24 protein-coding genes are annotated in these 26,236 nt (G+C 40.8%); 15 read left to right on the forward strand and 9 right to left on the reverse strand.

What is annotated here, in order from left to right; genetic code table 11:
- Nucleotides 1-9: 9 nt before the first annotated feature.
- Both TEGAF0_RS04785 and TEGAF0_RS04790 read left to right on the forward strand, forming a co-directional pair.
- Nucleotides 10-714, forward strand: coding sequence for a YoaK family protein (locus TEGAF0_RS04785; protein ID WP_264900494.1), 705 nt, complete (start codon nt 10-12; stop codon nt 712-714).
- Nucleotides 704-1,879 (forward strand): aminotransferase class V-fold PLP-dependent enzyme, encoded by a 1,176-nt coding sequence (locus tag TEGAF0_RS04790; RefSeq protein ID WP_264900495.1) that lies wholly within the window; start codon nt 704-706, stop codon nt 1,877-1,879. The genes TEGAF0_RS04785 and TEGAF0_RS04790 overlap by 11 nt, the downstream gene beginning before the upstream one ends.
- On the opposite strand, the gene TEGAF0_RS04795 is transcribed toward TEGAF0_RS04790, so the two are convergent.
- The gene (locus TEGAF0_RS04795) at nt 1,876-2,094 is read right to left on the reverse strand and encodes a VF530 family protein (protein WP_264900497.1); all 219 of its coding nucleotides are present in this window, start codon (nt 2,092-2,094) and stop codon (nt 1,876-1,878) included. The genes TEGAF0_RS04790 and TEGAF0_RS04795 overlap by 4 nt on opposite strands.
- 8 nt (nt 2,095-2,102) lie before the next feature.
- Nucleotides 2,103-3,200, reverse strand: coding sequence for a hypothetical protein (locus TEGAF0_RS04800; protein ID WP_264900498.1), 1,098 nt, complete (start codon nt 3,198-3,200; stop codon nt 2,103-2,105).
- Between the two features lie 82 nt (nt 3,201-3,282).
- Between TEGAF0_RS04800 and TEGAF0_RS04805 the strand changes: the two genes are divergently transcribed.
- Both TEGAF0_RS04805 and TEGAF0_RS04810 read left to right on the forward strand, forming a co-directional pair.
- Entirely contained in the window at nt 3,283-4,143 is an 861-nt protein-coding gene (locus TEGAF0_RS04805) for an MBL fold metallo-hydrolase (RefSeq protein WP_264900500.1), read from the forward strand.
- A gap of 33 nt (nt 4,144-4,176) precedes the next feature.
- Nucleotides 4,177-5,031 carry a ChaN family lipoprotein gene (locus TEGAF0_RS04810; protein ID WP_264900502.1) on the forward strand — a complete coding sequence of 285 codons (855 nt, stop codon included), beginning with the start codon at nt 4,177-4,179 and terminating at the stop codon, nt 5,029-5,031.
- Here the strand turns inward: TEGAF0_RS04810 and TEGAF0_RS04815 are convergent.
- The 4 genes from TEGAF0_RS04815 to TEGAF0_RS04830 all read right to left on the reverse strand — a co-directional run bounded on the left by TEGAF0_RS04815 (nt 5,028) and on the right by TEGAF0_RS04830 (nt 10,000).
- Complete coding sequence (locus TEGAF0_RS04815; RefSeq protein ID WP_264900504.1) at nt 5,028-6,296, reverse strand: exo-beta-N-acetylmuramidase NamZ family protein; 1,269 nt, start codon at nt 6,294-6,296, stop codon at nt 5,028-5,030. The two genes, TEGAF0_RS04810 and TEGAF0_RS04815, sit on opposite strands and share 4 nt — an antisense overlap.
- 21 nt (nt 6,297-6,317) lie before the next feature.
- Nucleotides 6,318-7,889: a M20/M25/M40 family metallo-hydrolase gene (locus TEGAF0_RS04820; protein ID WP_264900506.1), complete on the reverse strand. Its 1,572-nt coding sequence runs from the start codon at nt 7,887-7,889 to the stop codon at nt 6,318-6,320.
- A gap of 69 nt (nt 7,890-7,958) precedes the next feature.
- Entirely contained in the window at nt 7,959-9,644 is a 1,686-nt protein-coding gene (gene hutU, locus TEGAF0_RS04825) for a urocanate hydratase (protein ID WP_264900508.1), read from the reverse strand.
- Nucleotides 9,645-9,688: 44 nt separating this feature from the next.
- Nucleotides 9,689-10,000: a tetratricopeptide repeat protein gene (locus TEGAF0_RS04830; protein ID WP_264900510.1), complete on the reverse strand. Its 312-nt coding sequence runs from the start codon at nt 9,998-10,000 to the stop codon at nt 9,689-9,691.
- A gap of 34 nt (nt 10,001-10,034) precedes the next feature.
- Here TEGAF0_RS04830 and TEGAF0_RS04835 point away from each other — a divergent pair, with 34 nt between their 5' ends.
- The 3 genes from TEGAF0_RS04835 (at nt 10,035) to TEGAF0_RS04845 (ending at nt 12,072) form a co-directional block, all read left to right on the forward strand.
- Nucleotides 10,035-10,205 carry a hypothetical protein gene (locus TEGAF0_RS04835; protein ID WP_264900511.1) on the forward strand — a complete coding sequence of 57 codons (171 nt, stop codon included), beginning with the start codon at nt 10,035-10,037 and terminating at the stop codon, nt 10,203-10,205.
- Between the two features lie 112 nt (nt 10,206-10,317).
- Nucleotides 10,318-11,061: an electron transfer flavoprotein subunit beta/FixA family protein gene (locus TEGAF0_RS04840; protein ID WP_264900514.1), complete on the forward strand. Its 744-nt coding sequence runs from the start codon at nt 10,318-10,320 to the stop codon at nt 11,059-11,061.
- Between the two features lie 45 nt (nt 11,062-11,106).
- Nucleotides 11,107-12,072: an electron transfer flavoprotein subunit alpha/FixB family protein gene (locus TEGAF0_RS04845; RefSeq protein ID WP_264900516.1), complete on the forward strand. Its 966-nt coding sequence runs from the start codon at nt 11,107-11,109 to the stop codon at nt 12,070-12,072.
- Nucleotides 12,073-12,083: 11 nt separating this feature from the next.
- Here TEGAF0_RS04845 and TEGAF0_RS04850 read toward each other — a convergent pair whose 3' ends face one another.
- On the reverse strand, nt 12,084-12,428 hold the full coding sequence (locus tag TEGAF0_RS04850) for a cupin domain-containing protein (RefSeq protein ID WP_264900517.1): 345 nt from the start codon (nt 12,426-12,428) through the stop codon (nt 12,084-12,086).
- 88 nt (nt 12,429-12,516) lie between these two features.
- Here TEGAF0_RS04850 and TEGAF0_RS04855 point away from each other — a divergent pair, with 88 nt between their 5' ends.
- The 8 genes from TEGAF0_RS04855 (at nt 12,517) to murB (ending at nt 24,720) form a co-directional block, all read left to right on the forward strand.
- Nucleotides 12,517-12,822, forward strand: coding sequence for a DUF3817 domain-containing protein (locus TEGAF0_RS04855; protein ID WP_264900518.1), 306 nt, complete (start codon nt 12,517-12,519; stop codon nt 12,820-12,822).
- 35 nt (nt 12,823-12,857) lie between these two features.
- Entirely contained in the window at nt 12,858-13,451 is a 594-nt protein-coding gene (locus tag TEGAF0_RS04860; protein ID WP_264900520.1) for a bifunctional nuclease family protein, read from the forward strand.
- A gap of 17 nt (nt 13,452-13,468) precedes the next feature.
- Nucleotides 13,469-14,281: a 4-(cytidine 5'-diphospho)-2-C-methyl-D-erythritol kinase gene (locus tag TEGAF0_RS04865; RefSeq protein WP_264900522.1), complete on the forward strand. Its 813-nt coding sequence runs from the start codon at nt 13,469-13,471 to the stop codon at nt 14,279-14,281.
- Nucleotides 14,282-14,424: 143 nt separating this feature from the next.
- A complete protein-coding gene (gene gltB / locus TEGAF0_RS04870; protein ID WP_264900523.1) occupies nt 14,425-18,951 on the forward strand; it encodes a glutamate synthase large subunit in 4,527 nt (1,508 codons plus the stop codon).
- A 43-nt stretch (nt 18,952-18,994) separates the two neighbouring features.
- A complete protein-coding gene (locus tag TEGAF0_RS04875; RefSeq protein ID WP_264900524.1) occupies nt 18,995-20,437 on the forward strand; it encodes a glutamate synthase subunit beta in 1,443 nt (480 codons plus the stop codon).
- 30 nt (nt 20,438-20,467) lie between these two features.
- A complete protein-coding gene (locus TEGAF0_RS04880; RefSeq protein WP_264900526.1) occupies nt 20,468-21,226 on the forward strand; it encodes a lysophospholipid acyltransferase family protein in 759 nt (252 codons plus the stop codon).
- Between the two features lie 16 nt (nt 21,227-21,242).
- On the forward strand, nt 21,243-23,696 hold the full coding sequence (gene priA, locus TEGAF0_RS04885; RefSeq protein ID WP_264900528.1) for a replication restart helicase PriA: 2,454 nt from the start codon (nt 21,243-21,245) through the stop codon (nt 23,694-23,696).
- A gap of 1 nt (nt 23,697) precedes the next feature.
- A complete protein-coding gene (gene murB, locus TEGAF0_RS04890) occupies nt 23,698-24,720 on the forward strand; it encodes a UDP-N-acetylmuramate dehydrogenase (RefSeq protein WP_264900530.1) in 1,023 nt (340 codons plus the stop codon).
- Nucleotides 24,721-24,750: 30 nt separating this feature from the next.
- On the opposite strand, the gene miaA is transcribed toward murB, so the two are convergent.
- Nucleotides 24,751-25,758 carry a tRNA (adenosine(37)-N6)-dimethylallyltransferase MiaA gene (gene miaA, locus TEGAF0_RS04895; RefSeq protein WP_264900531.1) on the reverse strand — a complete coding sequence of 336 codons (1,008 nt, stop codon included), beginning with the start codon at nt 25,756-25,758 and terminating at the stop codon, nt 24,751-24,753.
- The gene (locus tag TEGAF0_RS04900; RefSeq protein WP_264900532.1) at nt 25,649-26,227 is read right to left on the reverse strand and encodes a plasmid pRiA4b ORF-3 family protein; all 579 of its coding nucleotides are present in this window, start codon (nt 26,225-26,227) and stop codon (nt 25,649-25,651) included. Before TEGAF0_RS04900 ends, miaA begins: the two co-directional genes overlap by 110 nt.
- Nucleotides 26,228-26,236 lie beyond the last annotated feature (9 nt).

Here is a 26,236-nt window from a genome sequence, read left to right on the forward strand (position 1 = left end):
AATTCGCAAATGTTTAGACACCCTATTGGCAAGGAAAATTTATTTGCCAACCTTGCAGTGGCGTCCATTCTTTCTACAGTTGCGGGCATGGTAAATGTGGTTGGTTTTTTGGCCATCCAAAAATTGACCACCAATGTAACTGGCCATTTTGCCTTTTTTATAGAAGCTTTTGATCGCTTTCAATTCTGGGAAGGGATTATCTATCTGTATTATATCTTTTTCTTTTTACTCGGCGCATTCTGTTCCAATCTCCTGATTGAATGGCTTATCAGGACAGCCAGAAAATATGCTTTTACGTTACCTGTATTTTTGGAAATACTTTTACTTACAGGGACAGGCTTACTGATGCCTATGTTCCTGAAAAAAAATACTGACGCCATTGCTTTTTTGCTGCTTTTTTCTATGGGATTGCAAAATGCCATGGTTACCAAAATTTCGGCAGCTAATATTAGAACAACCCACTTAACCGGACTATTTACCGACCTTGGAATTGAGCTTTCCCAATGGTTTTTTTATCATAGTATTGAACAGAAAAAGAAACTGGCCCGATCCATTCAACTGCGATTCACCATCATTCTTTTTTTCTTTGCGGGAGGAGTATTGGCAGGACTTGTTTACAATCGGTTACAGGGACTAACTTTATTACTGGCTGCATGTATATTACTGGTTGGTTTACTTTGGAACAGCATTAAAAAACTTTTTCATGATCACTGAACAACTTCGCAATGAGTTTCTGGTTCGAAAAGACCTGACTTTTTTAAACTTCGGATCCTTTGGCGCTTGCCCTAAGCCCATTTTTGACCGTTATCAGCAATACCAGCTAGAACTAGAACAGGAACCTGTATTGTTTATTGTAAAAACAGGACTGGAATATCTGCAACAGTCGAGAGAAGCGCTGGCCGCATTTGTAAATTGCCATGCAGATGATCTGGTTTATCTGGTTAATCCTTCTCATGCCGTTAACCTTGTGGCAAAAAATTTCCCCTTAAAAGCAGGTGATGAAGTGGTAACGACCAATCTGGAATATGGTGCCTGCGACAGAACCTGGGAATACTATTGTGCGCAAGCAGGAGCCCATTATAAACGACAGCCTATCTCTTTACCCTTAACCACGAAAGAAACTTTTGTAGAAGAATTTTTTAAGGGCATAACCAATAGAACCCGTCTGATTTTTATTAGTCATATCACTAGTTCAACTGGTCTAAGATTCCCCATTGAAGCCATTTGTGCCAAAGCAAAAGAAATGGGCATTCCTACTTTTATTGACGGGGCACATGGACCTGCTCAGGCACCGGTAAACCTGAAGGAATTGGGTGCAGATATGTATACAGGAGCTTGTCATAAATGGATGATGACACCAAAAGGCAGTACGTTCCTGTATGTAAGCAAAGCCTTTCAACGGTTATTGGATCCATTGGTAATCAGCTGGGGATTCAATAGCACTACCCCCTCTCATTCCTCCTTTTTAGATTATCATCAGACGCAAGGTACCAGAGATTTCTCTGCTTTTCTTTGCATTCCCAAAGCCATTGAATTTATGCAGCAGCACAATTGGCACAATGTAGCATTGGAATGCAGACAAATGGTTCATTCCAATGCTGAGCGATTTTGTGATTTGGTCAATAGCAAACCACTTGCACCGGTAAACAAAGATTTTATTCTTCAATTATTCAGTATCCCCATTCGCACCCAGGAACCAACGGCTTTAAAAAATGTATTGTTCAATGAATACAAAATTGAAATACCTGTAATGCCGCATGGAGATGAAGTTTACTTGAGATATTCTATTCAGGCATTCAATACACAGGCCGATTTGGACACTTTATACAATGCAGTGGAAGACATTATTAAAACCACCGATTTAATTAGCGTAAATTAAAGGGTACTGATGTAAAGATCTTCTACTTTTTTGCGAGCCCAAGGAGTCTTACGCAAAAAAGTAAGTGAAGATTTAATACTGGGATTGTTTTTAAAACAATTGATTTGAATGAGGCGAGCAAGATCCTCCCAGCCAAAATGTTGCACGAGATAATTCAAGATCCACTCCAGGGTTTTACCATGGAGTGGATCTTTGGAAACAAAGTTTTCAGACATGCTGCAATTTAATTATAATGTCTGGAAGGTCGGCCTCCATTTTCGTTTCCATTGCCATTTCTATTTCCATTACCATTACTTCTGCCCCTTCCATTGCCGTTACCATTGGATTCCCTGCTACCTCTTCCGGGTGGTTCTTGCCTGATTTCTCTACTTCTTCCCCCATTATTTCCTGGCCTTACATTGCCAGGCATAGGACGTGTTGATGAACTTGGTCGCATATGAACGGGCACCCTGTTTCTCGAAACCCCGTAACCTATCTCAAATGATTGAGGTCGAGAATAGGTGGTTTTATAATAGCCTTTTTTGTACCGATCAACATATACTACCGATCTAGATCTCCACCCATTGTTACCATAATGCCAATTGTACCAACTGGGATTTCTATACACATGGGTTCTATGGTAAAATCCAAAATAAATATTGAAATAGTTGTAATGGAATCCCGCATACCAATGCCATGAATAAGGTCTCCATGGTCTCCACCAAGATGGGTATCGATTCCAGCCCCAGTTGGATACCCATGGACGATATGTGGGCACATAAATATATTTTACAATTGGCCAATTGGCTACTTGCACATAACTGATTGTGTTACGGGTAGCCGGAATATATTCATCTTCATACTCAAATTGAAATGCAGGATTGGGGGTACCTTCCCTATTCCTTTGCAATTGATAATCTTCATTATAATTAGGCTCAATTATGTAATCCTTTCCATACAAATCTTCATCTCCAATAACCTGTACAAACACATTTTGCTGATTATCCTTGGCAACAACAAAGACGGCAATATCTTGTTCTTCTTGGTTTCCCAATCCTACTTGAAGTGTTATACTATGCACATCATCGCGAACCCGGTCTGTAACCCGTATATAATCAATCCGGTCGTCCCCATCTAAATCCAGGTTATTAATTTTTTGATCGGGATCGTTAATATTTCTTTCAAATACTTCTAAAGTTCTAGATTCCTGAAACAGTTTCAATGCCGCATATAAATTAAAATTGTCCCCAGGCAAACCAAGTGACTTTGGCGCTTTAGACTGTGCCTGCAACTGTAATGCACTGGCAAAGAATAAGGCCATCGAGATTGCAGTTTTTTTCATATTCAATTATTTTAATGAGAATAAAACAAATTACATGCCAGTTAGATGGCAGTATTCTAATTTTGGCATTTATTTGCGTTTCATGAATCTACAAATCGCTTCACTGAATTCCGGCTCTAATGGCAATTGTTACTATATAGGCAACAAAGAAGATGCAATATTGATAGACGTTGGCCTCTCGCTTAGAGAAACAGAAATCAGAATGAAACAACTGGATTTATCCTTACAAAAAGTAAGAGCCATTTTTATTTCTCACGAGCATACTGACCATATTAGAGGTCTTTCTACGGTTGCCAATAAATATAAAATCCCCATTTACATCACTCTGGAAACGGCAAAAGGCGGGCCTAAACTGATTCGACATTTATCTAAAACTTTTATAGCAAATCAGCCCATTTATGTGGGCCAGCAAAATACTACAGACAACCAAATGATGGTCACTCCTTTTCGCAAGGAACATGATGCGGCCGATCCACATAGTTTTGTAGTAAGTTATCAGGGTATACATATTGGCGTCATTACCGATATTGGTGTTGCTTGTAACAGGGTCTCACATTATTTTCAACAATGCCATGCTGCTTTTCTAGAATCTAATTATGATGAAGAAATGCTACGTAAAGGTCGCTATTCACAGCCCTTAAGAGATAGAATCTCCAATGGTCTTGGACATATCTCCAATAAACAAGCATTGGATTTGTTCCGCAATTATAGACCCAGAAACATGAGCCATTTACTGCTCTCGCATTTGTCAAAAGAGAACAATCATCCAGAGTTGGCTTTACAAACTTTCCTTCCACATGCAAATGAAACAGAAGTGTTAATTGCATCCAGATATGGTCCTAGTCCTGTCATTACCATCAATCCAGAAGTTAGATATTCGCTTGAACATTTAAAAGCCATCGTACCTAAACTAAAAGCAACACAGGGCAGCTTGTTTGATTAGAATATCCTTACATTTAAGGAACAATTATATATCATGAAAAAGTTCCTTTTACCCATTTTCTTTTTTTCTATAACTATACAGCTTTTTGCACAAGAAAAAAGTCCATATACTTTATTTGATGCGAATGGGAAAAAAGTGTCTTATGCAAAAATGATTCGCCAATTAAAAGATAAGGACATTGTATTATTCGGTGAATACCACAACAATGCCATTGCGCATTGGCTTCAACTGTCTGTAACCAAAGACTTACATAGTGAAAGACAAATGGTACTGGGCGCTGAAATGTTTGAGGCAGATAACCAAGAACCTCTAAATCAATACTTGGCTGGCAAACTCAGTGCAAAAGGGTTAGACTCCAATGCCAGGCTCTGGAAAAATTATCCTACCGACTATGCGCCATTGGTGAACTATGCAAAAGCGAATGCTATTCCCTTTATAGCTACGAATATTCCTAGAAAATATGCAGCACTGGTAAACAAGGGCGGATTCACAAAATTGGACAGTCTTTCAGAAGAAGAAAAAAAATGGATAGCACCTTTACCTATGCCCTATGATGCTAACTTACCCGGTTATGTAAACATGATGAAAATGATGGGAGTGCATGCAACAGAAAATATGCCCAAAGCGCAAGCCAGTAAAGATGCAACTATGGCCCATTTCATTCTGCAAAACCTCAGACCTGGTGGAATGTTTTTACATTACAACGGCGCCTATCATTCAGATAATTATGATGGCATCAATTGGTATCTGAAACAACAAAAACCTGATCTTAAAATCGGCACTATCTCTACGGTAAGTCAGGCCAATATAAAAAGTCTGCTTGCCGAGAACAAAGGCAAAGCAGACTTTATTATTTGTGTAGATACAGATATGACCAATACTTACTAAGGGTATAAAAGATATTTCTTACGCATGGTTTTATATTCAGACAAACCAGGCTCCCAGCTAGCATAAATTTCTTCAACAGATTTGCCCTCGGCTACCTGTTTTCTGAATACATCGTTTCCAATCAATTTATTGATATCCCCAATTTGATTGCTCTGAGATCGATCAAAGAATTTATCCTTTTCAGGGAACTTGTTGTACAAATCAATCATCCACTGAATCTGGATCCTGTTCTTCTTTTTTAATTCAGCAATATCTACCTTACGCAAATCAATGCCATAACATACTTTATCCATGTGCAGCGGCGTCTCTGCCATTCCTTTAATGGAAACAGGAGTGAATGAGAAATCATAAATTCCCTTATACAACGGACTACCAAAAATGGTAAATGGATACTGAGTTCCTCTTCCATGATTCAATACTGTTCCCTCAAACAAACAAGTTGTTGGATACAGCATGATGCTTTGCTGCGTATTCAAATTGGGAGAAGGCTTTACCGGCAATACATAATCCATATCGTGTGCATAGTTGGCCACTTTAATAATTTTTAGCTTGGCCTGCATCTTATTGGGTAACCATCCCTCACCATTAATCATCTGCGCAAATTCTGCGATGGTCATTCCGTGTGCTATAGGAATAGGGAACATACCAATACCCGATTTAAATTTCATATCCAGAATAGGACCATCTACCAGGTATCCGTTGGGATTGGGTCTGTCTAATATCAGCAGCTCTTTTCCATTTTCTGCACAGGCTTCCATGATATGGCTGAGAACATTGATATAAGTGTAAAAACGACATCCTACATCCTGAATATCAAAAATCATTAGATCTACATCGGCCATGTCTTCTTTGGAAGGCTTGCGTTTTGGGCCATATAGTGATACCACTTTTACTCCGGTAGCAGGGTCTACTTCATCGGCAACTTTAATTCCTGCACTGGCATTGCCTCTGAATCCATGCTCGGGACCAAATACTTTTACAATATTAACCCCGCGCTTCAGCATGCTATCAACAAAATGCTTATCTCCGACAATGGTAGTTGGGTTTGCCAATAGTGCTACCCTCTTTCCTTTTAAATAACTAATATACTTATCAGTTTGATCAGCACCTGTTTTAATCGGCTGATTTTTATAAGTAGTAGTTACACGCGATTGACCGTCAGGCATGAAATTGCCAGCATCCGCTTTATTGCCTCCATTTTTATCCGCAATAAAAGCAGAGCCCAGCAAGCCAAATCCCATCAGTAACCCAAAATATTTTTTCATCATTTACTTATTTGTTATTCATTAATTATCATATCCACCTGCACGCTTGGCCTTGGTTTGAGTTGGCCAGGTCTGAGGGCCACGAGGCCCAGCAGGTAGTTCTGCCTTTTCGGTTGGCATACGCTCCGGATCTTCACAAGCCATGTAAACGAGAATAGCAGTAAGAATTGCATTGTGCTTTACATCATCAAAAACAATTTTGTCGTAGGTATCCCGATTGGTATGCCAAGTGTAGTTACCGTATGACCAACCCAATGCACCCAAAGAAAATGCAGGCGCACCTACTGCAATAAAGGAAGCATTGTCCGAACCACCTCCGGCAGGAGAACCAGGAAAACTAGTTCTAACTGTATCTCTGATATAAGACGGAGCAGCAGCTAACCAACGGGTAATAAAATCTTTGGAATATTTAAATCCTGCACCGCCCAAATTCACTACGCGACCGGTTCCATTGTCCTGATTAAACAGGGCCTGTAAATTTTGAACCACTTCCGGATGATCTTCTACAAATGCACGCGAGCCATTTAATCCCTGTTCTTCTGAACCCCAGTGGCCTACCAGAATCGTTCTCTTTGGATTGGGATAAACCGCTTTCAGAATTCGCATGGCTTCCATCATTACCAAAGTACCTGTTCCATTATCTGTAGCACCGGTTCCTCCATCCCATGAATCAAAATGGGCAGACAACATTACATACTCATTCGGCTTTTCAGTTCCTTTGATTTCAGCAAGGGTATTGAAAGTGGGAACAACTCCTAATTCTTTAGATTGAGCAAAAACGTTCAGTTTAGGAGCCTGCCCTGATTCTGTTAAGCGATACAACAAAGCATAATCTTCCAAAGCAATATCAAGGGTTGGTACTTTCTTTGTATTGGCCGCAAAAATTTTGTTTACGCCAAAACCATTGCTCCATAAGCTTCCTATCACTCCTGCTGCTCCTGCATTTTCCAGCGCCTGCGCTAATTTTGCCGCACTTAATCCTGTTTTGCTGATGCGCTTTCTCCAGGCCTCCGTTGCTTCAGTTCGCTCTTTGCGTATTTTATCGATGGATGCTTTGGTACCAAATTCGTTCCAGTTATAATCGGGTCTTCCTGTGGGTTGAGGCATAGCAATCAACACATATTTCCCTTTTACATTCGGCAACCATGCCTGAAAAGCCAATGAATCTGCAACATCTGCCAGAATAATTGTTTCAGCCGTTACAGGCTTTTTCATAGAAGGGCTGAATGCCAGCTGTGTTCCTTCCAATGATTTTGTCCAGGGTGCAACCATATCAATATGGGTAATACCACGATCCCAACCTCTCCAGGTTCCGTAGTTTTCTCTCTTCGCTTCAATTCCCCAGTTCTTGTATTGAGCAATGGCCCAATCACTTGCTTGTTGCATTTTAGATGATCCTACCAATCTGGGGCCAATACCGTCCATTAACTCATGACCCAGTCGTTTTAACTGTGAGTTGTCATTGGCTTCTTTAATGATGGCAGCAACTGTTGGATTCAATTGCTCCTGTGCCATTACAGGCATCGTAACAAAACCAAGTCCTACTGCCAGCAGGCCCAGTTTTTTGTGGAATGTTTGCGGGATGTTTTTCATAAAGTAATAATACAAAACTTATGCATGTACCCATGCGGTTTTGCGGTTTTTGTGATAGATGGATGAATATTATAAACCTAAATGATGTTTGGCTGCAGTTTCTTTTGCAATGGCATATCCGGCATCTGCATGTCTGATTACACCAATACCCGGATCATTGTGTAAAACCCTTGCCAGTCTTGCTGCTGCGGCATCAGTTCCATCTGCAACAATCACCATACCTGCATGAATGGAATAGCCCATTCCAACTCCTCCACCATGATGCAGGGAAACCCAGCTGGCGCCTCCGGCAGTATTCATTAGTGCATTCAGTATTGGCCAGTCGGCTACCGCGTCAGAACCATCCATCATGGCTTCTGTTTCCCTGTTGGGCGAAGCAACTGAACCCGTATCTAAATGATCGCGTCCAATAACAATAGGCGCTTTTACTTTTCCGGTTCTAACCAGTTCATTGAATGCCTGTCCGGCCTTTTCTCTTTCGCCTTGTCCCAGCCAACAGATTCTTGCTGGTAAACCCTGAAAAGCAATTTTTTCTTTAGCCATTTTCATCCAGCGTTGCATGCTTTTATTTTCAGGAAACAAATCCTGAATCACCTGATCAGTTACCGCAATATCTGCAGGATCGCCACTTAATGCAGCCCATCTGAATGGCCCCTTTCCTTCACAGAATAAAGGACGGATATAGGCCGGCACAAATCCCGGAAAATCAAAAGATCTTCCGGCAGGTAATGTTAGTATTTTTCCTTTCGCTGATTGTTGCGTTTCATATTCCTGAGCCCTTGCTCTGATATTGTTTCCATAATCAAATGTAATGGCTCCTTTGTCCATTAAACGCAACATCAGTTGTACATGCAAATACATGCTTTCATAACTTCTGGCAATATATCCTTCCGGATCAGACTCGCGCATTTTAGCAGCGGCTTCATTGCTCATTTCATGCGGTGTATAACCAATCAACGGATCATGTGCAGAAGTTTGATCTGTTAAGGTATCAGGGATAATATTTCTATTCAACAAAGCAGTTAACAAATCAATGGCATTGCACAACACGCCAATACTTTTTGCTTCCCCTCTTGCTCTGTACACAAGTGCCTGATCTATGGCCTGATTGATGTCTGAATATTTTTCATCCAAATATTGGGTCTCCACTCTTTTATTGATGCGCCATTCTTCTACTTCTGCAACCAGTGCCACCCCTTCGTTCATGGTAATGGCCAGCGGTTGTGCTCCCCCCATACCGCCTAACCCTGCTGTTACATTTAGTGTGCCTTTTAAGGTTCCGCCAAAATGTTTATCAGCAATAGCAGCATAGGTTTCAAAAGTTCCCTGCACTATTCCCTGCGAGCCAATATAAATCCAGCTTCCAGCAGTCATCTGGCCATACATCATTAGCCCCTTTTGTTCTAGTTCTGTAAAATGTTTCCAGTTGGCCCAGTTAGGAACAAGCTGTGAATTACTAATGAGTATTCTTGGTGCATCTGCATGCGTCCGCATGATTCCGACGGGTTTACCACTTTGAATCAACAGGGATTCATCATTCTCCATCGATTTCAAAGCTGCTATAATAGCATCCAGCGCTTCAAAATTGCGGGCAGCTTTTCCTCTGCCGCCGTATACAATTAAATCTTCCGGACGCTCTGCAACAGCAGGGTCTAAATTGTTCAGCAACATGCGCAAAGCAGCTTCTTGCACCCAGCTTTTACAGGACAGTTCAGTGCCTGTTGGGGTTTTGTATTTGTTGTAATCGTAAGACATGGCAATAGATTGCAATCGTTAAAATAAAATTCAGCAAAACAATATTAATAAACCAGATCCTCATAGGCAGCCTGCAATTCATTGTAGGCATGTTGATCTTTGGCTTCTTTTGCAGCAGCCATTCCTTTTTCGTACCAGGAAATGGCGGCTTCGTTCTCACCTGTTCTTTCCAGTAACTTAGCCAGGTGATAGTATGACCCAACATAATCAGGCGCATCAGTGAGAATGGATTCAAATAAAAGGCGGGCTTGGGCATCCTCCCCCACTTTAATCCACTCCAATGCCAATGCATGCCTTAAAAAAAGATCCGAAGGATTTTCTTTTAACATCTCTTGAATTCGCGCTATCCTGTTCATGCAACTAAAGTATGAAATTCCGTAGTTTTACAAGGTGGAAAAAGACCAACACAAAGAAGACGAAAAAGAATTGGATAAAGCCCTCTCCGATGAGGCTTTGTCTAAAATGGACAATACGATAACGAATGCAGAATTGGCTGCCCTTGCTGCATTTTTTGCCAGAGAAAGCAAGAAAGAAGAGGGAAAGTCTCCTGCCAATGAATGATCCCGGAAACTTTTTGGTTATTTTTTGGTTAAATACAAACAGTTATTAGTTTCTCATAGTATATTTGCGATAGTTGCATAAACAACTATTTTAAAAGAAAAATTAGATCCATATGAAGATTTTAGTTTGTGTTAGCAAAACACCAGACACCACTGCCAAAATTGCCTTCACAGATGGCAATACCAAATTTGATGAAGCAGGCGTGCAATGGATTATCAATCCTTACGATGAATGGTATTCATTGGTAAGAGCCATTGAATTAAAAGAAGCCAATCCAGCAGCTACCATTCATCTGGTAACCGTTGGAAATGCAGATGCAGAGCCAATCATCAGAAAGGCATTGGCACTGGGTGGAGACGAAGCGATTCGTGTAAATACCGATAACAGTGATGCGTATTATATTGCTGCACAAATTGCTGAAGTTGCCAAACAAGGTGGATATGACCTGGTTTTTACCGGTAAAGAAACCATTGACTACAACGGCTCTTCTATTGGAGGTATGATTGCAGAAATGATTGACGCTCCGTATATTTCACTGGCCACCAAATTTGATTTAAACGGAACTACAGCAACGGTTGTTCGTGAAATTGAAGGTGGAGAAGAAACGGCGGAAGTGGCTTTACCCGTGGTGGTAAGTTGCCAGAAGGGTGTTGCCGAACAACGTATTCCTAACATGCGTGGTATCATGGCTGCCAGAACCAAACCATTGAAAGTGGTTGAACCAGCTGCAATAGATGCATTAACCACTGTTGTGAACTTTGAGTTGCCTCCGGCAAAAGCAGGCGTTAAACTGGTAGCACCAGACAACGTGGAAGAACTGGTAAGATTATTACACGAGGAAGCAAAAGCCATCTAAAATTTCAAAGCATTGAATTGCTTTTAACCATTCAAATTGTACAATATGTCAGTGTTAATATTTATCGATCAATCAGAAGGTCAAGTAAAAAAATCTTCTTTGGAAGCCATCACTTATGGTGTTGACCTTGCCAAACAAATGGGCACAACTGCAGAAGGAATTGTGCTGGGAACTGTTACCGAAGATTTATCTGCTTTGGGAAAATACGGAGTAACTAAAATTCATCAGGTTGCCAACGATACATTGAATCACCTGGATGCACAATTGTATGCCAGTGTAATCAGTGAAGCTGCCACAGCAAGCGGAGCAAATGTGCTAGTATTTTCACACAACCAAACAGGTAAAGCAGTTGCTGCACGTGTTGCTGCAAAACTAAAAGCAGGATTGGTTGCAGGTGCCTGCGCACTACCAGATACCAGCAATGGTTTTGTTGTAAAGAAAACCGTATTCTCAGGAAAGGCTTTTGCCAACATAAGCATTCAGTCTCCGGTGAAAGTAATTTCTTTGAATCCGAATTCTTATAAAACAGTTGCAACAGAAGGAACTGCGGCTGTAGCTGCTTTTGCTGCTACAGTAGGTCAGCCTCGTGTAAAAGTAACTGCTATTAATAAAATTACAGGCGAAGTACCATTAACAGAGGCAGATATTGTAGTAAGTGGCGGTCGCGGCTTAAAAGGACCAGAAAACTGGGGCATTTTGTTAGACCTTGCCAAAGAACTGGGTGCTGCTACTGCTTGTAGCCGTCCTGTTGGCGATGCACACTGGAGACCGCACCATGAACACGTAGGACAAACCGGTGTTCAGGTTGCTCCTAACTTATACATTGCTATTGGTATTTCAGGTGCTATTCAGCATTTGGCCGGTGTAAACCGTTCTAAAGTAATTGTTGTTATCAACAAAGACCCTGAAGCTCCTTTCTTTAAAGCAGCAGACTACGGTATCGTAGGAGATGCTTTTGAAGTAGTACCACAATTAACTGCTGCTATTCAAAAATTGAAAGCAGGCGCATAATACAAACGGGTTTATCCCAATTGAATTCCACCTTTTTCTCGATAGTCTTCACGCACTGGCGTGAAGACATCGAGTATAAAACAATCTGTTATTGCCCTTCCGCTGTGCAAGGCATTCGATGGAATTACAAATACCTGACCAGGTTCAAGCTCATACGGAATATCGTTAACGGTCAGTTCAAATTTTCCTTCTAAAATATACGATACCTGTTCCTGTGGATGCGAATGCTTCGGCAAAACTGCTCCGGCAGCTGCTTTCACATGAGAGTACGTAGCCTGTGCTGTATGTATAAACTGAGCGTCGTATCCTTCAATTAAATTACAGGAAGGTATTTCATGAATTGAGTAAAGGGGCATAAAAACTGTTTTTCTTTTGGATACTTAAGATAGGTAAAAGGTTTAAACAGTGCTGTAATATGCATCAATTTGGGGTAAATTTGCATCCATGAAAAAAACAAAAAAGCATAACCATCCACTTTTTAGTTATATCGGGTATGCAGAAGGAATTTCCTTATTGGTTTTATTGTCAATAGCAATGCCTTTAAAATATTTAGCGGGCTACCCATTAGCTGTGAAGTATACAGGCTGGGCACACGGTGTTTTGTTTGTTGCCTATTTGGCACTGGCTCTTTGGGTGAAGGAACAGGAAAACTGGCCATTCCGCTACCTGATCTATGTTTTTCTAGCTGCATTTTTCCCTTTTGGAACTTTCTATTTTGATAAATGGCTGAAGAAACAGCAAACGGCATAAATCATTCGCTTTTTTGAGTTAATTTAGCACACACTATGAAGAAGATTGAACTGGAAATTGTTGCGCTTTCACATAGCATTACACAGACCCACTCTTATGCAGTTGTGCTGGGTGAAGTAAATGGACTTCGTCGTCTCCCCATTGTTATAGGCGGTTTTGAAGCACAAGCCATTGCAGTAGCGTTGGAAAATATGCACCCGAGCAGACCCCTGACACACGATCTGATGAAAAATTTCATGAATGCATTTGGGGTAGAATTACAAGAGATCATCATCAACGATTTACAGGAAGGAATTTTTTATTCAAAACTAGTTTGTTATACAGATAACGATACAGTTGAAATTGATAGCAGAACCAGCGATGCACTGGCTTTGGCGGTGCGATTTGGATGCCCAATATTTACCTACGATACAATTCTGGAATCTGCAGGTATTGCTTTGGAAGAAGGAGGTACCCCAAAACCTAAAATGGAAGCTGTGGGTGTGGAAGAACCTGCCAGCAGCAGTGATCGTTCCGATTTAAGTTCCCTGAACATTGAAGAACTCAATCTTTTATTGAATGAAGTATTAGAGCAGGAAGATTATATCCGCGCCATTGCCATTCGGGATGAGTTGAAAAAAAGAAAATAGTGCAAGGCATTTAAGACATGGTCTGTTTCCCCAATTGTAAAATAAATCTTGGATTACACATCACGGGTAAAAGGCCGGATGGTTTTCATGCATTAGAAACTGTTTTTTATCCGGTTGCTTTAACAGATATGCTGGAAATTATTTCCGCCACTTCGCTTTCGTTTCAATCAACAGGTTTATCCATTCCCGGCACTGCAGACAATAACCTTTGTTTAAAAGCCTACCAATTACTGAAAAAAGATTTTCCTGAGTTACCACCCGTTAAAATGCATTTGCACAAAACCATTCCCATGGGTGCAGGCCTAGGTGGAGGAAGTGCAGATGGCGCATTTGCATTGCAATTATTAAACAACAAGTACAAACTGGAGCTAGGCAAAGAACAGTTAATTCAATACGCAGCACAACTGGGTAGCGACTGTCCATTTTTTATCTTGAATCAGGCTTGTTATGCAACAGGCAGAGGAGAAATACTCGAACCCATTGCACTCGATTTATCCGCCTGGCATTTTGTATTGGTGAATCCCGGAATTCATGTAAATACGAAATGGGCATTTGAACAAATTACACCCGGTTCTTCAGGCAAAGATTTGAAAGCCATTATGCAATTGCCAGTTGAGAACTGGAAAGAACAATTGAGCAATGATTTTGAAGCACCAATAGCAAAAGCTTATCCGGCTATTCAGGAAATAAAAGATCGGTTGTATCAATTAGGTGCCAGCTATGCAGCCATGAGCGGAAGCGGATCTACCCTCTTTGGACTATTCAAAGCAAAACCGGAAGCTTCTATTCGCGAAGCATTTAAAGAGAGCAACGTTTACCTTATTTCTTAAATTTTTTCTAACCAATAATCTATTTTATTAGATTTTATTCACACTAACGCCCATTAGTTTAAATAACATTTTTTATTACAGGGCTTTTTCTTTAATTTAGTTCAGATTGCCGCCATTATTAACCCACGTTTAAACTGGACTAGATGTTTAGTACCCAAAACAATGGAGGCCTCTATGATGCCGCATTTGAACACGATGCCTGCGGCATTGGATTCGTAGCCAATATCAATGGTCACAAAAGTCATCAGCATATTTCAGATGCATTAACTGTCCTGGAAAACATGGAACACCGTGGCGCCTGCGGTTGTGAAAACAATACAGGAGATGGAGCTGGTATTTTGATTCAGATTCCGCATGAATTCTTTTTTGATGAATGTATTCAGTTGGGCAAACACTTGCCGGATGCCGGCAAATACGGCGTCGGTATGATTTTCTTCCCTAAATCTGTTGGCCTGAGAGAAGAGTGCAGAGACATTTTTAATCGCGCAGCAGAAAAACTGGGTCTCGAAATTATAGCCTATCGTAAAGTTCCTGTGAATAAAGAAAACATTGGCCTTACCGCCCTATCTGTTGAGCCTTGTATGGAACAGGTATTCATAGCCTGCCCCGATCATATTCAGGACCCCGATGCATTCGAAAGAAAATTATTTATCCTTCGCAACTATGCATCGCATACCATAAACAATACCATTAAGAAAGATGAGATTGGATTTTATATTGTTTCCCTTTCATCCAGAACACTTATTTACAAAGGACAATTAACCAGCAATCAGGTTCGCCATTATTTTACAGATCTTAGCAACAAGCGACTCGTATCTGCGTTTGGACTGGTTCACTCCCGCTTTGCTACCAACACTTTCCCATCCTGGAAACTGGCACAGCCATTCCGATACATTGCGCATAACGGTGAAATCAATACCCTTCAGGGAAATCTGAACTGGCTTCGTTCCAGCGAAAAAGGATTTACGACTCCTGCTTTTACCAAAGAGGAATTAGACATGATTCTTCCGATTGTTACCAGCGGGCAATCGGACTCTGCTTGTTTGGATAATATGATTGAACTGCTCACTTTAACAGGCCGTTCCTTACCACATGTAATGATGATGCTGATTCCGGAAGCCTGGGATGGCAACGATAGCATGGACCCTGTAAAGAAAGCATTTTATGAATACCACGCCTGTTTAATGGAGCCATGGGATGGACCTGCTTCCATTTCTTTCACGAACGGGCAAATGATTGGTGCTACATTGGATAGAAATGGATTAAGACCTTCCCGTTATACCATCACACACGATAACAGAGTCATCATGGCTTCTGAAACAGGTGTACTCCCCATTGATCCTTCCAACGTAAAAGAGAAAGGCAGATTGCAACCAGGAAAAATGTTTGTAGTAGACATGAATGAAGGAAGAATCATTTCAGATGAAGAACTCAAACAAAAAATCTGCTCGCAGAAACCTTATGCAGAATGGTTGAATAAATATAAAATTCGTTTGGAAGAATTACCTGAACCACGCGTAATGTTTACGCATCTGGAACACGATCAGGTATTTAAATACCAGAAAGCATTTGGCTATACCACGGAAGATCTGGACACTATTATTGCACCAATGGCCATTGATGGAAAAGAGCCCATTGGTTCAATGGGTAACGATGCTCCTCTTGCAGTACTAAGTAATAAACCACAACATATAAGCTCCTATTTCAAACAATTATTTGCACAGGTAACCAATCCACCGATTGATCCGATTCGCGAGAAAATGGTAATGTCACTGGCCACTTTTGCTGGGAGTAATGGGAACCTGCTGGTAGAAGAACCAACCGCCTGTCATAGTGTGGCTTTGCAACATCCGATTCTGAATAACCATGAGCTGGAAAAAATCAGAAGTATTGACACGGGTGTGTTTCAGGCAAAAACCCTACAAATGTATTTCAGAGCAGACGGAAAGTCTGGCTCATTAAAAGCAGGCATCGACCGCCTTTGTCGTTATGCTGTTGACGCAGTGCAGGATGGATTTGAAGTAATTATTTTAACAGACCGTGCCATTGATTCCGAACACGCGCCTATTCCTTCTTTACTCGCCACAGCAGCCGTACATCATCACTTAATTAAAAAAGGATACAGAGGGCAAGTCGGCATTATTGTAGAAGCAGGAGATGTATGGGAAACGCACCACTTTGCCTGCCTGATTGGATTTGGCGCAACAGCAATCAATCCTTACCTGGCATTGTCCTCTATCAGAGACATGAAAATGTCGCAGAAATTGCTAACGGAACTTGACGTTGAAAAACTAAAGAAAAACTATATCAAAGCAGTTAATGAAGGACTGTTGAAAGTGTTTTCCAAAATGGGGATTTCTACTTTACAGAGTTATCAGGGTGCACAGATATTTGAAATCATTGGCATCAACAGTTCAGTTGTTGACCAGTATTTCACAGGCGCTACTTCACGTATTGAAGGAATGGGACTGGATGAAATTGCCAGAGAAACATTGGCTAAACATTTCTTTGCTTTCAGCAAGAAAAACAAAGTAATTGACAGACTACCAGTGGGTGGCGTTTACCAATGGAAAAGAGAGGGAGAATTCCATTTATTCAATCCGCAAACCATTCACTTACTGCAGGATGCAACGCGGAAAAATGATTATTCTGTTTTCAAAAAATATTCCTCACTTATCAATAACCAGAGCGAGCAGGCATGCACATTAAGAAGTCAGTTTGAATTTGTAAGCCATCGCCCTTCCATTTCCATTGAAGAAGTGGAACCCGCAGAAAATATTTATAAAAGATTTGCTACCGGAGCAATGTCTTTTGGTTCTGTTTCCTGGGAAGCACATACCACATTGGCCATTGCCATGAACAGACTGGGTGGAAAAAGCAATACGGGAGAAGGCGGGGAAGATGAAATCCGTTACACTCCTTTACCAAATGGAGATTCTATGCGTTCTGCTATTAAACAAGTGGCTTCTGCACGTTTTGGTGTGACTTCCTTGTATTTAACAGAAGCAGATGAAATTCAGATAAAAATGGCACAGGGTGCCAAACCAGGAGAAGGCGGACAATTACCGGGTCATAAAGTTGATGAATGGATTGGTAAAACCAGACATGCTACTCCTGGTGTTGGTTTAATTTCTCCTCCACCGCATCACGATATTTATTCTATTGAAGATCTGGCTCAGTTAATTTTTGATTTAAAAAATGCTAACCGCGCTGCACGCATCAATGTGAAGCTAGTATCAAAAGCTGGAGTGGGCACTATTGCAGCAGGTGTGGTTAAAGCCAAAGCCGATGTTGTATTGATTGCAGGGCACGACGGAGGCACAGGCGCTTCTCCGGTGAGCTCGGTGAAACATGCGGGATTGCCCTGGGAATTAGGATTAGCAGAAACCCATCAGACATTGGTGAAAAACAAACTAAGATCCAGAGTTATAGTTCAGGCCGACGGACAAATGAAAACCGGAAGAGATATTGCCATTGCTGCTTTATTAGGTGCTGAAGAATGGGGTGTTGCTACTGCAGCATTAATTGTAGAAGGTTGTATCATGATGCGCAAATGTCATTTAAATACCTGCCCTGTGGGTGTTGCCACACAGGACGAAACCCTGCGCAAACGTTTTACTGGGAATCCTGATCATGTGGTTAATTTCTTCCGATTCATTACACAGGAATTGCGTGAAATCATGGCAGAACTCGGTTTCAGAACCGTGAATGAAATGATTGGTCAATCCGCTTATCTGCAACAAAGAACTGATGTTGAACATTGGAAATACACCAAGTTGGATTTATCTAAAATTTTATATCAGGAGCCAGCTCAGGATGGTACAGGATTATATGCATCAGAATTACAAGACCATGGCATAAGTGAAGTATTGGATTGGAAATTACTGGCTGCCGCCCAACCTGCCATTGAAAAAGGAGAAAAAGTAACAGCTGCATTTCCCATTATCAATACCGACAGAACAGTAGGCACTATTGTTTCGAATGAAATAACCAAAGTATACAAGAGTAACGGACTGCCTGAAGACACTTTACATTTTAGTTTTAAGGGAACAGCAGGACAAAGCTTTGGTGCGTTCAATACCAATGGAGTAACCCTTGAACTGGAAGGTGACGCCAATGATTATTTTGGAAAGGGATTGAGTGGAGCCAAACTGATTGTGTATCCCGATGCCAAAGCGGCATTTGTTGCGGAACAAAATAGCATCATCGGCAATGTGGCTTTGTATGGCGCTACTTCAGGAGAAGCCTATATCAGAGGAAAAGCCGGAGAAAGATTTGCAGTAAGAAATTCTGGAGCCAAAGTAGTAGTAGAAGGAATTGGTGATCATGGTTGTGAATACATGACTGGCGGGATCGCTGTGATTTTGGGAGCTGTCGGAAGAAATTTTGGAGCTGGCATGAGCGGAGGTATTGCATATGCTTATGACCCTACCAGAACCTTTGCGCAGCATTGTAATATGGAAATGATTGAACTGGATCCCTTAAGCGAAGAAGATGCCCGTGTACTAAAAGCGTTAATTGAAAATCATAACAGGTATACCCAAAGCACGGTAGCTGCATTTATCTTAAACGATTTTGACAATCAGCTATCACAATTCATTAAGGTTTTTCCTACCGATTACAAAAAAGCATTGGCGAGGAAAAAAGAAAACAGCACTGTATTAAAATAATTTTTTTACACCTGAACCATCAGGTACTACTAAAATAATAGTCATGGGTAAACCCACCGGATTTTTAGAATTTGACAGAACGGCTTCAGTAAAAGAACCTGTAACAAGCAGACTAAAGCATTACAAAGAATTTGTTTCTTCCTTACCGGAAGAATCTTTAAATCAGCAGAGTGCCCGTTGTATGAACTGCGGCGTTCCCTTTTGCCATAACGGATGTCCGCTGGGCAATGTAATTCCAGAGTTTAATGACGCCGTTTACCGAAAGAATTATGCGGAAGCATATGAGATACTTTCATCTACCAATAATTTTCCGGAATTCACTGGACGCATATGTCCTGCTCCTTGTGAATCGGCATGTGTGTTAGGAATCAATCAACCTCCGGTTGCCATTGAGGAAATAGAAAAACATATTATAGAAATAGCGTTTGAAAAAGGATTTGTACAACCTTACAAACCCCTGTATCGTTCAGGTAAAACGGTGGCAGTAATTGGATCAGGACCTGCTGGACTGGCAGCAGCCGCACAACTGAACTATGCAGGTCACCAGGTTACTGTTTTTGAAAGAGATGACAAACCTGGCGGATTGTTGCGCTATGGCATTCCCGATTTTAAATTAGAAAAATGGGTGGTAGAAAGGAGGATAGCTTTATTGGAACAGGAAGGCATTCAGTTTAAGTGCAATGCCAATGTTGGTGTCAATATCAGTATCAATGACCTGCTGAGGGAATACAACGCCATTGTGTTGGCAGGAGGCTCCACTATTCCAAGAGACCTGCCCATTGAAGGCAGAGAGTTAAAAGGTGTACATTTTGCTATGGACTTTTTAAAACAACAGAACAAAAGAGTTGCTGATATTGCTTTGGAAACAGCACCTATTCTTGCAAAGGGCAAACACGTAGTGGTAATAGGTGGTGGAGATACAGGAAGTGATTGCATAGGAACAGCCAACCGCCAACAAGCTGCCAGCGTAACCCAGTTTGAACTAATGCCTAAACCACCAGAGAGCAGAACCCCGTATATGCCCTGGCCACAATATCCTTTCATCCTAAAAACAACTTCTTCACATGAAGAAGGAGCCAACAGGGAATGGGCCATTGCCACCAAAAAATTCATTGGTGATGAAGAAGGAAATTTAAAGGCATTGGTTACCGTGAATCTGGAATGGAAAATTAATGAAGATGGAAAAGCAGCAGGTTTTGTAGAAATACCTGGTACAGAAAAAGTAATTCCCTGCGAACTGGCTTTGCTTGCCATGGGATTTGTAAGTCCGCAAAAAGAAGGTTTACTGGAAAAACTAGAAATTGAGTTGGATGCAAGAGGTAATGTAAAGGCAACCGAAAAATCCTACCAGACGAATATTCAAAAAGTATTTACTGCAGGTGATATGCGAAGAGGACAAAGTTTGGTTGTATGGGCCATCAGTGAAGGAAGAGAATGTGCCAAAAAAGTAGATTCCTTTTTAACAGGTGCGGCGAATATTTGGTAATCCTTTGAGGGTTTTATATCTTTTGCCCTTATGGGACTAATTAAGAAAGGACTATTATTTATTTTTTCCATTTACGCACTGATCACTTTTATAATGGTAATGCTGCTGGTATTTCCATTTGCCATGCTGGCAGCAACGGCAGGTAAAATTAAAGGGGGGAACTTGGTATACCGTTGCTGCCGTGTATGGGCGCAACTCTGGTATTATACCATTGGCGTAGTTCACGAAGAAATATATGAACACCCGCACGATACAAGCCGGCAGTACATTTTTGTAGCTAATCATATTTCCTATATGGATATCCCTCCTATTGTACTGGCCATTCATCAGCCAATAAGGGCATTAGGAAAATATGAAATGATTAAAGTGCCGGTTTTTGGATGGATATACAAGGCAGCTGTTATTCTGGTGAATAGACAAAACGCCACCAAAAGAGCACAAAGTGTAAGAGCTTTAAAAGCGGCCATCAAAAACAATATCTCAATTATCATTTTCCCTGAAGGTACATTTAATGAAACCAGACAGCCATTGAAAACCTTCTTTGACGGAGCTTTCAGAATTGCCATTGAAACACAGACTCCTATTAAACCCCTATTACTGGTAGACACATTAAAAAGATTGCATTATAAGTCATTATTTGAAATGACCCCTGGCCAAAACAGGGTAGTGTATCTGGAAGAAGTTCCGGTTAATGGACTGACCATGGAAGATTTACCCGCACTGAAAGACCGTGTGTATAAAATCATGGAAGCGGGTTTAAAACGATATAACAGTTATCCAACGCCATAGCTGTATTTTTGCTGTAATGAAGCCACTGTTTGTTGAAGTCATTATTCCCCTGGCCCTGCCAAAAAACTATACATGGAAAGTACCTGAACAATTTCAGGATTCCATTGCACCTGGCATTCGGGTAGAAGTGGCTCTAAGAAAAAACAAACGATACGCAGGCATCGTAAAAAAAATACTGACCGATATCCCTCCCGGCTTAAACCCTGCACCGGTTCTGAATATATTGGACACACAACCTGTTGTGCATGCAGAACAATTACAGCTTTGGGAATGGATTGCCGGTTATTATATGTGCTCGGAGGGAGAAGTTATGCAGGCTGCTATTCCTGCCAATTTAAAATTGTCTAGCGAAAGTATTTTACAATGGAACGAGGAAAGAAGTCTTGACTTTAGCGATTTATCTGATTCGGAATTTATAGTTGCTGAAGCATTGGAAATAAAAGGGGAATTAAAAATAAGTGAAGTACAGCAATTACTGGACACACATAATACTTACCCGATTGTAAAAAAACTGGTAGAGAAAGGAGTCTGCTATGTTTGGGAGGAACTCAAAGAAAAATACAAACAAAAAACAGAGACCTATATTCTTTTGCATCCAAAATATGCAAAGGAAGAGCAATTGGAACAACTCTTAAATAACTGGAGCAGGGCCCCTAAACAAATGGAATTGCTGCTGGCTTATTTACATTTAAAAAATACAATTGGTATAGTAACTCAACCTGAGTTACTTAAAAAAGCCAATGCAAGTGCGGCTCAGTTAAAAGGCTTGATTGAGAAAGGAATTCTGATAGCAGAAAAAAGAAATGCAGACAGACTGCCTTCTCTTCCAAAACTTTTACAGCTCGATTTTTCACTTTCGACTGCGCAGGATAAAGCATTGAAGGAAATTCGGACTTGTTTTGAAAGTAAATCCGTGTGTTTGTTACATGGTATTACCGCAAGTGGAAAAACACAGTTGTACATGAAGCTGATTGAAGAGCAGATTCAATTAGGCAAACAGGTATTATACCTGTTACCGGAAATTGCTTTAACCGCTCAGATGATTCGCCGATTACAAAAAAGCCTAGGAGGTCATATAGCCATTTACCACTCCAAATTCAATCCCAACGAAAGGGTTGAAATCTGGAATAAAATCAATTCTGGAGAAACCAAAGTAGTCTTGGGTGCCCGATCTGCTTTGTTTTTACCATTCAATAACCTGGGGATGGTTATATGTGATGAAGAGCACGATGCGTCATATAAACAACAGGATCCTGCACCAAGATACCATAGCCGCGATACTGCCATATATTATGCATCATTGTTCAAGGCAAAGGTTTTACTTGGATCAGCTACCCCTTCTATTGAAAGCTATTATAATGTAGAGCAGGGGAAGTATGGATTGGTAACACTTACTGAGCGTTATGCAGATGTTGCACTTCCTGAAATACAACTGATTGATCTGAAGAAAATACCCGCAAAGGAAAGAAGTGCAAAGCCCTTATCTGATGATTTACTGGCAGCTATTCAGCAAACATTGAACGATAAGAAGCAAGTTATTCTTTTTCAGAACAGAAGAGGCTATGCCCCTTATCTGCTCTGTGATACCTGTGGCTGGATACCGCATTGTAATCACTGTGATGTAACCCTAACTTTTCATAAGGCTAAGCAGAAATTATCCTGTCATTACTGTGGCACCATTTATCCCCTGCTTCAAACCTGTCATGCCTGTGGAAGTCATCATTTTATTCAGAAAAATTTTGGCACAGAGAAAATAGAAGAACTGGTTGCCGAAGCATTTCCGGATGCAGTGATTGCCAGAATGGATTACGATAGTATTCGCGGCAAACACGACCATGATAATCTCATTAAACAATTTGAACAACACAAGATTGACATACTGGTGGGCACACAGATGGTAGTAAAAGGGCTTGATTTTGAAAAAGTAAATTTAGTAGGGATTGTAGACGCAGATGGCATTTTGAATTTTACCGACTTCAGAGTAAATGAAAGAGCCTATCAGCTAATGGAACAAGTTAGTGGAAGAGCGGGCAGAAAAGACGGGCTGGGCAAAGTACTGGTTCAGGTGAGTAACCTCCACCATCCTATATTGCCATTTGTTCAGCAGCATCATTATAAGGGATTGTATCAGTTTGAAATTGCCAACAGAAAGGAATTCCACTACCCTCCTTTTACCAGACTAATTCAGGTAATTTTCAAACATAAAGACAAACAGATTGCAGAAGAAGCAGCCAAGATTATGAAACAAGGATTGCTTACCGGATATGGTCAGTATATGAATGGTCCCTCACAACCAATTGTAGACAGAATCAGGAACCAATATCTTTGGGAACTACTGATTAAGCTACCCAAAGACGGCAACACTGTTTTATCTTGTAAAAAAGCCATACAGCAGCAAATGCTCATCTTGCATACACATCAGCGATACAGATCCGTTCATATTATACCAAATACTGACCCTGTTTATTAAAATGAAAAAAATAGCATCAAATATTTCTTTGCAACCCTACAATAGCTTTGGGGTTGATGCAATGGCCAGATATTTTGTACCCGCAGAAAGCCAGGAAGAAATAAAGGAAATTATCGAATGGAATAAAACACAACAACAGCGACTACTAGTGTTGGGTGGCGGCAGCAATGTATTGTTTACCCATGATTATGACGGGCTAGTTTTGCAGAATAATTTGAAGGGCATCAGTAAAGTAAACGAAGATGACAACTATGTGTACATTAAAGCAATGGCTGGTGAAAACTGGCATGCTTTTGTGCAGTATTGCGTAGAAAATAAATACCAGGGAATTGAAAATCTGAGCTTGATACCGGGCAATGTGGGCGCATCTCCCATGCAAAATATTGGCGCATATGGTGTAGAAATCAAGGATGTTTTCGAAAGCCTGGAAGCGATGCATTTACCCGACGGCGAACTGGTTCAATTTACGCATGCGCAATGCCAGTTCGGATACCGCGAAAGTATTTTCAAGCAATCCCTTCGCAATCAGTTTCTGATTATTTCGGTAACTTATAAATTAAGGAAACAGCCAAAATTTACCATCAGCTATGGAAATATTGAACAGGCACTGGAGCAAAAGGGTGTAAAGGAATTAAGCATTGAAGCCATTGCAAATGCAGTAATACAGATTCGGCAAAGTAAATTACCAGACCCTAGCAAGATTGGCAATGCCGGCAGCTTTTTTAAAAACCCGGTAATACATCAAACTTTTTACGAAGCACTTCAAAAATTATATCCCGGAATTCCAGGTTTTCCGGGTAGCGATAAGTTTATGACCAAAGTTCCGGCGGCCTGGTTGATTGAACAAACGGGCTGGAAAGGATTTAGAAAAGGAGATGCAGGCTGTTACCCATTGCAACCCCTGGTATTGGTAAATTATGGCAAAGCTACCGGAACTGATATTTATGCTTTGTCCAGTGAAATTATTGAGAGTGTTCAGGAAAAATTCGGAATCCTTTTAGAGAGAGAAGTGAATATTTACTAAGCAGAAAATAAAGAACAGCATGTAATCTACTTAGCCTTCAAGCACTCGCGTTAGTATGGTTTCCATTGACAGTGAACCCACATTGTACCATGCAAATTCTGGGTCTTTTTTAAACCAGGTCATCTGGCGCTTGGCGTATTGACGGGTATGAATTTTTATTTGATTTATCGCTTCCTCTTTCGTGATTAACCCATCTATATAATCAAAAACTTCCTTATACCCCACTGTCTGCAAAGCAGTCTGGTTGCGATAGTCTATTACAGATGCAGCTTCTTCAAACAACCCAGCTACAACCATTTTATCCACCCGCTGGTGAATTCTTTTCGTCAATACTTCCATCGGCATTTCTAAACCAATTTTGATTATACGAAATGGACGTTCTTTTTTTGTTGCATTTCTGAAATGAAGAATGGATTTCCCTGTTGCATTCAATACTTCCAGTGCACGCATTAATCGCTGTGGATTCATTTGTTCAGCTACCGCCCAGAAAGCCGGATCCCTGTGTTTAATTTCGGATTGCAGCCAAATCATTCCTTTGGCTTCGTAGTTATTGATAATTGTTTCCCGGATTTCCGGATCTATGGCAGGCATTGGATCAATACCTTCACAAAAAGCCTTAATGTACAATCCTGTTCCACCAACCATAACAACGCTTTGATGATGCTCCAACAGTTCAACTGTTTTTTGCAAAGCAAATTGTTCAAAATAAGCTGCATTCAGATTTTCTCTGATGGAATGGTCTGCAATAAAATAATGCTTAACTGCTGCGAGCTCAGTCTCACTAGGTCTTGCTACTCCAATAGACAGTTCTTTAAAACATTGTCTGGAGTCTGCAGAAATGATGGCTGTATCTAGAACCTTGGCCAGTTCAATTGCAAATGCGGTTTTACCAATAGCGGTTGGACCGGCAACAATATATACGGTAGGTTTAGTCTTCAAAATCGTCTCTTTGCTCTTCTCCACCAAAACCATCATCATCTCCGTCTGCTTCACTGGCTGCTTCCTCCCCTTCTTCACCAAAGCCATCTGCAGCTTCATTCAGGTCGTATTTCTCTTCTATATCGGCAAACTTATCTCCTAGCAAACTCTTGGTGCCATACTGTTGAGGGCCAATTCCTTCCACTCTGGTTACGGAAGGATAGGTTAACTTGGCATTCTCTTCTTTATTTACACTAATCAGCGCCACTAAAAATGTCCAGCCTTTAGCAAAATCATACTCATAAATAAACTTCTGATTTACGTCCTGAATTTCAGAGCCAATGGTTGTTTCGGCCATCAAAAGGGGTTCTGCACGATAGGCTTTGTCATATTTCTCAAAACTGATTTCTCTTCCCTTTAACCAGTTGTCATTGCTTCTGTAAAAAGTTGCCTGGTGCTTGGTATCAAATTCAAATGCTTTTAAAATTGCAAAATGCAAATCAAGAAAATACTGTGTATGTTTAATCACGATGTCTCTGTAAACTGCATCATCCTCTTCCAGGTATATTCTAAATTTTAAAATTGCCATTCCGCCAGA

The sequence above is a fragment of the Sediminibacterium sp. TEGAF015 genome (assembly GCF_025997995.1).
In the GTDB taxonomy this organism is placed as follows: Bacteria; Bacteroidota; Bacteroidia; order Chitinophagales; family Chitinophagaceae; genus Sediminibacterium.

Coding starts and splice junctions, on each gene's coding strand:
- TEGAF0_RS04785 (WP_264900494.1), top strand. CDS start 10: ATGTTTAGACACCCTATTGGCAAGGAAAATTTATTTGCCAACCTTGCA.
- TEGAF0_RS04790 (WP_264900495.1), top strand. CDS start 704: ATGATCACTGAACAACTTCGCAATGAGTTTCTGGTTCGAAAAGACCTG.
- TEGAF0_RS04795 (WP_264900497.1), bottom strand. CDS start 2,094: ATGTCTGAAAACTTTGTTTCCAAAGATCCACTCCATGGTAAAACCCTG.
- TEGAF0_RS04800 (WP_264900498.1), bottom strand. CDS start 3,200: ATGAAAAAAACTGCAATCTCGATGGCCTTATTCTTTGCCAGTGCATTA.
- TEGAF0_RS04805 (WP_264900500.1), top strand. CDS start 3,283: ATGAATCTACAAATCGCTTCACTGAATTCCGGCTCTAATGGCAATTGT.
- TEGAF0_RS04810 (WP_264900502.1), top strand. CDS start 4,177: ATGAAAAAGTTCCTTTTACCCATTTTCTTTTTTTCTATAACTATACAG.
- TEGAF0_RS04815 (WP_264900504.1), bottom strand. CDS start 6,296: ATGAAAAAATATTTTGGGTTACTGATGGGATTTGGCTTGCTGGGCTCT.
- TEGAF0_RS04820 (WP_264900506.1), bottom strand. CDS start 7,889: ATGAAAAACATCCCGCAAACATTCCACAAAAAACTGGGCCTGCTGGCA.
- hutU (WP_264900508.1), bottom strand. CDS start 9,644: ATGTCTTACGATTACAACAAATACAAAACCCCAACAGGCACTGAACTG.
- TEGAF0_RS04830 (WP_264900510.1), bottom strand. CDS start 10,000: ATGAACAGGATAGCGCGAATTCAAGAGATGTTAAAAGAAAATCCTTCG.
- TEGAF0_RS04840 (WP_264900514.1), top strand. CDS start 10,318: ATGAAGATTTTAGTTTGTGTTAGCAAAACACCAGACACCACTGCCAAA.
- TEGAF0_RS04845 (WP_264900516.1), top strand. CDS start 11,107: ATGTCAGTGTTAATATTTATCGATCAATCAGAAGGTCAAGTAAAAAAA.
- TEGAF0_RS04850 (WP_264900517.1), bottom strand. CDS start 12,428: ATGCCCCTTTACTCAATTCATGAAATACCTTCCTGTAATTTAATTGAA.
- TEGAF0_RS04855 (WP_264900518.1), top strand. CDS start 12,517: ATGAAAAAAACAAAAAAGCATAACCATCCACTTTTTAGTTATATCGGG.
- TEGAF0_RS04860 (WP_264900520.1), top strand. CDS start 12,858: ATGAAGAAGATTGAACTGGAAATTGTTGCGCTTTCACATAGCATTACA.
- TEGAF0_RS04865 (WP_264900522.1), top strand. CDS start 13,469: ATGGTCTGTTTCCCCAATTGTAAAATAAATCTTGGATTACACATCACG.
- gltB (WP_264900523.1), top strand. CDS start 14,425: ATGTTTAGTACCCAAAACAATGGAGGCCTCTATGATGCCGCATTTGAA.
- TEGAF0_RS04875 (WP_264900524.1), top strand. CDS start 18,995: ATGGGTAAACCCACCGGATTTTTAGAATTTGACAGAACGGCTTCAGTA.
- TEGAF0_RS04880 (WP_264900526.1), top strand. CDS start 20,468: ATGGGACTAATTAAGAAAGGACTATTATTTATTTTTTCCATTTACGCA.
- priA (WP_264900528.1), top strand. CDS start 21,243: ATGAAGCCACTGTTTGTTGAAGTCATTATTCCCCTGGCCCTGCCAAAA.
- murB (WP_264900530.1), top strand. CDS start 23,698: ATGAAAAAAATAGCATCAAATATTTCTTTGCAACCCTACAATAGCTTT.
- miaA (WP_264900531.1), bottom strand. CDS start 25,758: ATGAAGCTGCAGATGGCTTTGGTGAAGAAGGGGAGGAAGCAGCCAGTG.
- TEGAF0_RS04900 (WP_264900532.1), bottom strand. CDS start 26,227: ATGGCAATTTTAAAATTTAGAATATACCTGGAAGAGGATGATGCAGTT.